Here is a 1,543-nt window from a genome sequence, read left to right on the forward strand (position 1 = left end):
AGCGCCCGAACGGGTTTTACCAAAGCCACGACCAGCTAGAATAAACCATGTGTCCCAATCACCAGGTGGATGATACTGCGCGGCTCTGGCATTGTAGAGCCAATCGTTGCGTAATAAGTGCGCCTTTTCGGCAGATAAAGAATTTAGAAATTTACGTTTTTTTGCTGCTGACCATGATTTTATTTTATCAAGCCAGCTACCTTCATTCGGCGGTTTCGTTATCCTCGATAAGTTCATCAAATAATAAGTCGTTGAGTTCTTCTTTGTCAGATTTTTTGTTCAAATTGATATCAGCCTCGACCTTATGCACAAATAAACCAAGATGACGGCCTAACGCATCCAAAGCTCTTAACTTGTCATGTAGCTTTATTTTTATATTTGAACCGTTTTCTGTCGAGTTTTCTGTAATCTCAGCAATACAAGCGGTTTTATCAGATGTCAGGCTATTAGAATCAATCAAGTTCACACTAGACGGAGACCAATTTGCAAAGTCGCTCATGTTGGAAAAAGCCACCTTAGCGTATTCAGTTAAAACGCGCTCTTGTGTTATTTCTGTTTTTTCTTGGAGCTTGCTTTGTCGTGATTGAATATATTCTTGTATGTTAGCATTCGTTAACAGTCTTGCACCCTGCACTTTTGCAGTTCTCTCGCTGTATCCTGCTCTAATTGCCGCCTGTGTTGCATTTAAATCAACTAAAAACTCAGTGGCAAATTTTTTGTGTTTCGCTGATAGTTTGTTCATCATCCTTTTCGCCGTTTAAAACTTCAAAATAAAGGTCAAGGGTTCGATCTAATAGTCTGTTGATTTTGCCTATTTTTGAAAGATCACTAGGAAAAAAGCGTTTCATTGCGTCCGCCCGTGTTCTAATCTCAAAAGACAAATTCAGCAAATCTTCTCTTAACTTCTGTTCAGTCATAACCTGTTTCCAAATCTAAAATATACCGACCCAACTTCACGCTGTCGGCTCTGTCAAAACAAACACCGCCGCTATTTCTTGCTATCGGGTGTAGGGTTGGCTTGATTGGTTTCAATGGCATTGTACTTGTCACGGGGCTGCATCCCACGATTAAAATGCTTACTCCACCAACCAGGAGCATTTTTTTGAAGGTCGTCATATTCCGCTTGTTGCTTCCTTCTATCCTGTTCTAACTTTTGCCGTCGAAGCATCGCAAAAAAGAATACAAATACTTTTCCGACAATCTGAATCAAAAATTTAATAAATGAAGCATTCATCTATTTTCCTATTTACGAGCAAAATAACTCTTAACAATATTCGATATAAGCTGCATGGACTCAGCGCCCATATAGCCAGATAATCCGATCAAGCCTGCGGTCATTGCATCGTTCAAATTAATTGCCGCACAAAAATAATGCGTTATAACGCCAGCGAAGGCAGAGCAAAGCAAGCGAGCAATAAAATCGATTGCCGCAAATTTCTCTTTCGTTTCGCTTAAATATTTAATGTAATGAGCAATTGCGCCGAACCAGCACAGAACCAACAGACCGAACCACTTTAAGATATGGTCATTATCAATCATGTTG

The 1,543-nt window shown here is 39.9% G+C and carries 5 protein-coding genes; all 5 read right to left on the reverse strand.

The window, feature by feature from the left end:
* A partial coding sequence (locus tag BGC07_RS22765) for a hypothetical protein (RefSeq protein WP_235603467.1) occupies positions 1-237 on the reverse strand: 237 nt, incomplete at its 3' end.
* Positions 203-745 carry a terminase small subunit gene (locus BGC07_RS16060; RefSeq protein ID WP_077217004.1) on the reverse strand — a complete coding sequence of 181 codons (543 nt, stop codon included), beginning with the start codon at positions 743-745 and terminating at the stop codon, positions 203-205. The genes BGC07_RS16060 and BGC07_RS22765, both read right to left, overlap by 35 nt.
* On the reverse strand, positions 702-917 hold the full coding sequence (locus tag BGC07_RS20895) for a hypothetical protein (protein ID WP_069314075.1): 216 nt from the start codon (positions 915-917) through the stop codon (positions 702-704). Before BGC07_RS20895 ends, BGC07_RS16060 begins: the two co-directional genes overlap by 44 nt.
* A 71-nt stretch (positions 918-988) precedes the next feature.
* Positions 989-1,234, reverse strand: coding sequence for a hypothetical protein (locus tag BGC07_RS16070; protein ID WP_069314076.1), 246 nt, complete (start codon positions 1,232-1,234; stop codon positions 989-991).
* A gap of 8 nt (positions 1,235-1,242) precedes the next feature.
* The coding region (locus BGC07_RS16075; RefSeq protein WP_235603468.1) for a phage holin family protein at positions 1,243-1,543 on the reverse strand (301 nt) is incomplete at its 5' end.

This window comes from Piscirickettsia litoralis (assembly GCF_001720395.1).
GTDB lineage: Bacteria > Pseudomonadota > Gammaproteobacteria > Piscirickettsiales > Piscirickettsiaceae > Piscirickettsia > Piscirickettsia litoralis.

Excerpts from the sequence above, each read along its gene's own strand:
- BGC07_RS16060 (WP_077217004.1), bottom strand. The coding sequence starts at position 745 with ATGATGAACAAACTATCAGCGAAACACAAAAAATTTGCCACTGAGTTT.
- BGC07_RS16070 (WP_069314076.1), bottom strand. The coding sequence starts at position 1,234 with ATGAATGCTTCATTTATTAAATTTTTGATTCAGATTGTCGGAAAAGTA.
- BGC07_RS20895 (WP_069314075.1), bottom strand. The coding sequence starts at position 917 with ATGACTGAACAGAAGTTAAGAGAAGATTTGCTGAATTTGTCTTTTGAG.